The sequence below is a fragment of the Ruixingdingia sedimenti genome (assembly GCF_031432425.1).
Taxonomy (GTDB): Bacteria; Pseudomonadota; Alphaproteobacteria; order Rhodobacterales; family Rhodobacteraceae; genus Ruixingdingia; species Ruixingdingia sedimenti.
Map to the genome: position 1 here is coordinate 55,120 of NZ_JAVKPH010000023.1, position 7,061 is coordinate 62,180.

The following is a 7,061-nucleotide window of genomic DNA, read 5'->3' on the forward strand; positions in this document are numbered from 1 at the left end:
CGATGTCCCAAAGTTGACGGAGTGCCATGCGCCTGCTTGCCGTAGAAGATGAACCGGACCTGGCCGAGGCGATCGGCGCCTATCTGCGAACTGCTGGCCATGCCGTCGATCTGGCCCTCCGGCTGGAAGATGCCGAGGCGGCCGCGGCGGGAACGGATTACGACCTGATCCTTCTCGACCTGCATCTGCCCGACGGCGACGGGCTGAAGCTGCTGCGACGGTTGCGCGCCGAGGGACGCCGGACCCCGGTGCTGATCGTCACCGCCCGCGACCGGATCACCGAGCGGATCGCGGGCCTGGAAGCCGGGGCCGACGACTATCTCGTCAAGCCCTACGACCTAGACGAGATGCACGCCCGCATCCTGGCGATACATCGCCGCGCCACCGGCATCGTCGAGGCAGAGCGCCGCTTCGGCCGCCTGTGCATCCTGCCGGATCGCCGGCAGGTTCTGCTGGACGACGCGCCCGTTCACCTCACCTTGCGTGAGTGGGCGCTGATCGAACGCCTCAGCCGCCGCCCCGACATCACCGTCACCCGTGCGCAGATGGAGGACACGCTTTACGGTTTCGGCGATGAAGTCGAGAGCAACGCGATCGAGGCGCATATCAGCCGGCTGCGGGCCAAGCTGGGCCGCGACGCCATCGTGACGCAGCGCGGGTTCGGCTACCGGATGGGACAGGTCTGATGCGGCGGCTCAACCTTTCTCAGCGGGTCACACTGTTCACCACGCTTGGCCTCGCTGTGATCTGGCTGGCAGCGATCTTGCTCATGTCCTCGGTGCTGTGGTCCGAGGAAGAGGAGATGTTCGATCAGCAGCTTGCCGAGACCGCCCATGTGCTGCTGCCGCTCCTGTCGCATGTTGAAATGGCCGATGCAGCAGGGCTGAGAGCGCCGCAACCCTCCTTCGACATCGACGAGGCGCTGATCTACCGGCTGATCGGCCGGGATGGCCAGGTCGTGCAGCAGGTCGATATGGGGGGGCGTATGTCGCTGCCGGACCTGCCGGACCTCTCCGATGCCGGTTTTTCCACAAGTTCCGACTATCGGATCTACGCCACGCAATTCAATGCGGCCGGACATGCCTTGCAACTCGCCGCTCCGATGGCGGAGCGGCGCGAGGCGTTCCGGGAAGGTATGCTCGGCTTTCTGCTGCCGATGCTGGCGCTTCTGCCGCTGACATGGCTGCTGGTCGGCTGGATCGCGCGCCGCGCGCTGGCGCCCATGCGCGAGCTGCGCGCGGAAATCTCGACCCGGGATGGCAGCCGGCTGGACGCCATCGACGCCAGCGACTGGCCCGAGGACCTTGTGCGGATAGCGGGCACGCTGAACGGCTTCATGGCCCGGCTGACCCAGGCGCTGGAGGCGGAGCGGGCCTTTGCCACAAATGCGGCGCATGAGTTGCGCACGCCGGTCGCCATCGCTCTGGCGCAGGTCCAGCAGCTTCGCACGGAAATCACCTCGCCGGACCAAATCGGGCGGATCGAAGCCCTAGAACGTGCGCTGCAACGGATGCGGCGGCTCGTCGCCCGGCTCCTGCAACTGGCGCGCGCGGATGCGGGGGTCGGTTTCTCCACCAAGGAACAGGATATTGCTGCGCTGACACAGTTGGTCCTGGCAGATGTGGTGCCGCGGTTCGCCGCCGACCGCATAAAGCTCGCCCTGCCTGATGCGCCGGTTCTCGCGAGGATCGACCCGGATGCCTATGCCATCGTTCTTGGCAACCTGGTCGAGAACGCCCTTCAGCATGGATCGGTGACCGAAGGCATCACCGTGTCGTCCGGGCCAGGCCCTGTGCTGGAAGTGGGCAATGGCGGCCCGGTGATTCGCAACCTCGACGGCCTGCCGCGCCGGTTCAGCCGGCGGGACGGCGATGGCTTCGGCCTTGGCCTCCACATCTGCGAGCAGATCGTGCAGCAGGCCGGGGGCCGACTTGAACTGCTTTCCCCTCTGCCGGGGCGGAACGAGGGCTTCATGGTCCGGATTCATCTGCAAGGCACCGCCCCTGACGGTAGCGCCTGACGGCCGGTCTCGCGCCCGTCTGGGTAGTTCCCTGATCCGGTAGCCTTTCCCGTTTTGGGGAAGCAGATACCCCAAGACCCTGCGCCAGTCGTTCCCCCTCTGGGCACCGTCCCGGTCAGCTTACCGTAAGTTTGCCGGTCTACTCCGACTCGCTAATGCCGGACTGCACCCGGCTGCGGAAGGATGACGGATGTTCGAGCAAATCCTGCGGGTTGTCGGGGACGGAGGCTATGCGGGCATTGCCACGGCCATGTTCGCCGAGAACGTCTTTCCGCCCATCCCTTCGGAAATCATCATGCCGCTGGCCGGGTTTCACGCCGCGCGGGGAAGCCTCTCGCTGGGACTGGTGATCCTCGCCGGAAGCGCCGGAGCAACGCTGGGGGCGTTGTTCTGGTATTTCGTCGGCCGGGTGATCGGTGCCGACAGGATTATCGGCCTTGCCGCCCGCCATGGCCGATGGATGACGGTCACACCCGAGGACATGCAGCGTGCGATCGCCGGGTTCGCGCGGTACGGCAATAAGGCCGTGTTCTGGGGGCGGCTGGTTCCGGGGCTGCGCAGCCTGATTTCCGTCCCTGCCGGTATCGCACGGATGCGCCTGGCGCCGTTCCTGCTGTGGACATGCCTCGGCAGCGTGATCTGGACCACCTTCCTCGCCTTGGGCGGGTTCTGGTTAGAGACGCAATACGCGAGGATGGCCGACTGGATCGACCCGATCTCGATGATCGTCCTCGCCGGATTTGGGCTGTTCTACTTCTATCGCGTGCTGACCTGGAAGGCGGGCTGACCATGGTGCAGCCCGACCACGCGGGTGCGTCGGAAACGGCGCAGGATCGCTGGCGGCGGGCTGCTCTGGCCGGCATCGCCATACTGACCCTCTGGCGCGTGGCGATTCTCTGGTTCAACCGGACGGAGCTTTGGGTCGATGAGGCGCAATACTGGCTCTGGGGCCAGTCCTTCTCCTTCGGCGCCTACTCGAAACCGCCCCTGATCGGTTGGCTGATCGGGCTTGTCACCCGCATCGCAGGCGACAGTGCCTTCGGCGTGCGGCTTGCCGCCCCCCTGATTCATGGGATCACGGCATATGTCGTCCTGATCCTGGCCTCGCGGCTGGCCAACGGGCGGGCGGCGGCACTGGCGGCGCTGACCTATGCGACCATGCCGGCGGCGACGCTCGGCTCGCTACTGATCTCGACCGACACGCCGATGCTGCTGGCGATCGCGGTCGCTCTCCTTCTTCAGCACCGGCTGGCGGAACGATCCGCTGCGGGGCAGGCCACCCTGCTTGGGCTGGCGGTTGGTCTCGGCTTTCTGTCGAAACACGCGATGATCTTCGCCGTCGCGGGGATGGTGGCCGCGGCGGTGGCCTCCCCTTCATGGCGTCTGGCCCGGCGCGATTTTCTTCTCGCCCTGCTGGTTGCGCTGGCCGTGGCGGCTCCGAACCTGTGGTGGATCGCCACGCATGGCTTCGTGACCCTGCGCCATCTGGCCGAAGCGGGTGGGGCGGAGGGATGGGGTCTGCATCCGGCACGCGCGCTGCGCTTTCTGGCCGAGCAATTCGCGGTGATGGGGCCGCTGGCATTCGCCGCGTTCCTGCTGTCCTTCCGTGGCGCAGACCCTCAGATGCGCGGGCTGCGCGCGATGGCGGCGGTGGTTTTGGCAATTGTGACCTGTCAGGCGCTGGCGGGGCGAGCACTCGCGAACTGGGCAGTCGGATTCACCGTCGCGAGCAGCATTATCGCGGCGGTCTGGCTCATACGCCATCCCCGCCTGGCGATGGTTTCCCTCACGCTCGGCCTCGTCGTTGCCATTGCCCTGCCGCTCCTGACCGTGTTCGGCGCGGGCTGGCGGACCGGAGAGGGCAAGCTGATCCTCGCCCGCCACCTCGGCCGTGGCGAGGTCAGCGCCCGCGCGATGGACTATGCACGGCGACAGGGCGTGCAGGTCATCGCCGCCCACGACCGCGGCTTGCTGGCCGATCTGAGCTGGCAAGCGCGAGCGACCGATCTGCGCATCGTGGCCGCCCCGCACAAGGGCACCGCCCGACACCATTGGGATCTGGTCCAGCCTTTCGCTTCAGATGCTTCCGTCCCGGCGGCCCTGCTGCTGTTGCAGGCTGAGCCGCCGGGCTGCGCCCTTGGCCCGGATGAGAGCTGGATCGCCGGCCCCGGCTTTGCCGAGGGGCAGCGGATCACGCTCACCCTCGCTTCACACGCCTGTCTGATGGATATTTCTAGTGAATGATCCCATATTCTCCCGCCTGCATATCTTTACGCTGACCGCTACGCTGGTCATGATTTGCGTCTTCGTCAGCTTCCCGGGCCTGGACCTCGCGATCGCGGGCTTGGTCTACGAGGGGGCAGGACGGTTTATGCTGACCGCGAGCTGGCTTGCCAACACCGTGAACGACACGCTGCGCATCGGGCTGAGTGCGGGATACCTTGCAATCCTTCTCGCGATCCTGCTGTGGAAACTCCTCCGGATCACACCGGAATCGGGATTTGCCAACTGGGGCTTTGCTATCACGAGCTTCCTGATCGGACCGGGGCTGATCGTGAACGGCATCCTGAAATCATGGGTCGGCCGCGCAAGACCCGCCCACCTGGTCGAGTTCGGGGGAAGCAAGGCTTTTACTCCCATGCTGGAGATCAGTGATCAATGCGGCAAAAACTGCTCGTTCTCGTCCGGCGAGGTGGCGCAGACCTCGACCTTCGTGTTCACTGCGCTGGTGCTGGCCTGGCCGCATCTGTCGCGGAACGGGAGATGGGTATGGTCCATCACCGGAGCGAGCTTGATCTGCCTGAGCATCTTTCTCCGCATCGGCCTGGGGCGGCATTTCCTGTCGGACGCCCTCACCTCCGTGGCGATTTCCGCTATGGTCGCTCTGGCCATGTATCGTCTGTTCAACGTCGGCATGGCCCGCGAAAGGCTGACTTGGGTGGCATTGTTGCGCGATCTGAGTGCAATGGGTGGTGCCTTTACGATGCTGCTTCTGCGAGGCGGACGCACAACCCTATCCCTGCGCTCCTGTAACCCTCCTGATACCACAGGATCGCGCGATTGATGTACGCGGCTCGCAGTGCCATCCTAGGTGTTCAGTCCCGGCATCTGGTGGATCGGATCGACGATGAATCTGTCCGGCTCTGAAGTCCAGACTTTGCAGATGTATTCGTAGGGCGTGAGACCGCTGAGCGTCTTCAGCCTGCGAGCGAAGTTGTAGGCAGCCATGAAGTCCATGAGATGTGTGCGGAGTTGGTCGTGGGTGTCGTAGTGGAAGCGTTTGACGGTAGCCTCCTTGATCGTTCGGTTCATCCGCTCGACCTGGCCATTGGTCCAAGGATGGTTGGGCTTGGTAAGCCTGTGCTCGATCCCGTTGGCTTCGCAAATCATGTCGAAGCGCATCGGCCGGGAGTAGGCAGTGTTTCGGTTCCTGGGCTGCTCGGCAAACTGGATGCCGTTGTCCGTCAGGATCGTGTGGATGCGATAGGGCACGGCTTCCAGTAGATGCTCCAGGAACTCCCAAGCGGTCTTCCTGTCAGCCTTTTCGACGAGTTGGGTGACCGCGAACTTGCTCGTTCGGTCGATGGCCACGAAGAGATAGAGCTTGCCCTTGGCCGTCTGCACTTCGGCGATATCCATGTGAAAGAAACCGATGGGATAGCGCTTGAACCGCTGACGCTTCGGCTTGTCGCCGCCGATCTCAGGCAGGCGCGAGATGCCGTGCCGCTGAAGGCACCGATGCAGCGCTGACCGTGTCAGGTGAGGGATCGAAGGCTGTAGGGCATAGAGACAGTCGTCCAGCGGCAAGAGCGTGTGACGCCGAAAGGCAACGACCATTGCTTCCTCAGCCTCGCTGAGCACGGAGGATCGGGGCTCCTTCGGCCCAGTCTTCAAATCCTCGACCGTCTCGCGCTTACGCCATTTCGCCACGGTCTTCGGATTGATCCCAAACTCCTGGCTCAGTGCCGCGATCGAAGCTTGCGATCGCTGTATTGCTGCTCGGATGGCGTGCGTGGTCGTGGCGCAGCCGTGACGAACTTGTCCCATAGTGCTTCCTTCCATTCCGACGAATGGATCGCACCATCAAACCGTGGGATCAAACAGCCGTCACGGAACATCAGGCGGCAGAGGCGGAGTTCTCAGCCGCGGGGGCCGCTGCCGCTGCGGTTCAAGCAGAGTTGGCAAAGAAAAAATCAGACCTTGGTCTGGGGACAGAGGATCTTGAGGTGCTGTTTGCACTGGGGCGGGATGAAGTGCAGGCGCTGCGAGAGAGGTGGTTCGGTTTGTCTGAACAGGCCCCGGGCGTTTCTAAGTGGTTTTCCGCCTTGGTTACGCCGCCACCGCTTCGGGTGTCGGCTGGTTGAAGTAGGCCTGATCGGGGGTCTTCCCGTCAAGCGATGAATGCGGGCGGCGGCTGTTGTAGAAGCTCAGATATCGACCGATCCCGGCGCGGGCTTCGGATACGCTGGCATAGGCCCGCAGGTAGACCTCCTCATACTTGATGGTCCGCCAGAGGCGCTCGACGAAGACATTGTCGCGCCATGCGCCCTTGCCATCCATGCTGATTTTGATCTCACGGGCAGCCAGCACCTTGATGAACTCGGTCGAGGTGAACTGACTGCCCTGATCCGTGTTGAAGATCTCGGGCGTGCCGTGACGTGCCAGCGCCTCCTCCACAGCTTCGATGCAGAAGTCAGCCTCAAGCGTGATCGACACTCGCCATGCCAGGACGCGCCGGGTGAACCAATCGAGCACGGCCGCCAGATAGATGAACCCACGCGCCATGGGGATGTAGGTGATGTCCATCGCCCAGACCTGGTTGGGCCGGGTGATGGGCAGCTTGCGCAGCAGATAGGGGTAGATCTTGTGCCCGGGCGCCGGTTTCGAGGTGTTCGGTCGGCGATACAGGGCCTCGATGCCCATGCGCCTCATCAGCGTGGCAACGTGCAACCGCCCGACCTTGAGAGACTGTGCCGAATTTTGTGCCTGACGCGTTGTGTTAGGCCATTGGGAAGCGGTCTTCGAACATGATGGCGAGCTG

General features: G+C 64.0%; 7 protein-coding genes and 1 pseudogene. 6 read left to right on the forward strand and 2 right to left on the reverse strand.

Features of this window, described 5'->3' with window-relative positions; all coding sequences use genetic code 11:
- Positions 1-26 precede the first annotated feature (26 nt).
- From RGD00_RS16840 to RGD00_RS16860, 5 genes are all read left to right on the forward strand, one after another.
- Positions 27-686 (forward strand): response regulator, encoded by a 660-nt coding sequence (locus RGD00_RS16840; protein ID WP_310458452.1) that lies wholly within the window; start codon positions 27-29, stop codon positions 684-686.
- On the forward strand, positions 686-2,020 hold the full coding sequence (locus RGD00_RS16845) for a sensor histidine kinase (RefSeq protein ID WP_310458453.1): 1,335 nt from the start codon (positions 686-688) through the stop codon (positions 2,018-2,020). Before RGD00_RS16840 ends, RGD00_RS16845 begins: the two co-directional genes overlap by 1 nt.
- Positions 2,021-2,210: 190 nt before the next feature.
- The gene (locus tag RGD00_RS16850) at positions 2,211-2,807 is read left to right on the forward strand and encodes a DedA family protein (protein ID WP_310458454.1); all 597 of its coding nucleotides are present in this window, start codon (positions 2,211-2,213) and stop codon (positions 2,805-2,807) included.
- Positions 2,808-2,809: 2 nt separating this feature from the next.
- Positions 2,810-4,264, forward strand: a complete 1,455-nt coding sequence (locus RGD00_RS16855; protein WP_310458455.1) for an ArnT family glycosyltransferase — start codon at positions 2,810-2,812, stop codon at positions 4,262-4,264.
- A complete protein-coding gene (locus RGD00_RS16860; RefSeq protein ID WP_310458456.1) occupies positions 4,257-5,084 on the forward strand; it encodes a phosphatase PAP2 family protein in 828 nt (275 codons plus the stop codon). Before RGD00_RS16855 ends, RGD00_RS16860 begins: the two co-directional genes overlap by 8 nt.
- Before the next feature lie 23 nt (positions 5,085-5,107).
- Here the strand turns inward: RGD00_RS16860 and RGD00_RS16865 are convergent, their stop codons facing one another.
- The gene (locus RGD00_RS16865) at positions 5,108-6,067 is read right to left on the reverse strand and encodes an IS481 family transposase (protein ID WP_310458446.1); all 960 of its coding nucleotides are present in this window, start codon (positions 6,065-6,067) and stop codon (positions 5,108-5,110) included.
- Between the two features lie 23 nt (positions 6,068-6,090).
- On the opposite strand from RGD00_RS16865, the gene RGD00_RS16870 reads away from it, so the two are divergent.
- Positions 6,091-6,384: a hypothetical protein gene (locus RGD00_RS16870; RefSeq protein WP_310458457.1), complete on the forward strand. Its 294-nt coding sequence runs from the start codon at positions 6,091-6,093 to the stop codon at positions 6,382-6,384.
- On the opposite strand, the pseudogene RGD00_RS16875 reads toward RGD00_RS16870, so the two are convergent.
- Positions 6,350-6,991: pseudogene (locus RGD00_RS16875) on the reverse strand (IS3 family transposase); the annotation flags it as partial. The gene RGD00_RS16870 and the pseudogene RGD00_RS16875 sit on opposite strands and share 35 nt — an antisense overlap.
- Positions 6,992-7,061: the final 70 nt, after the last annotated feature.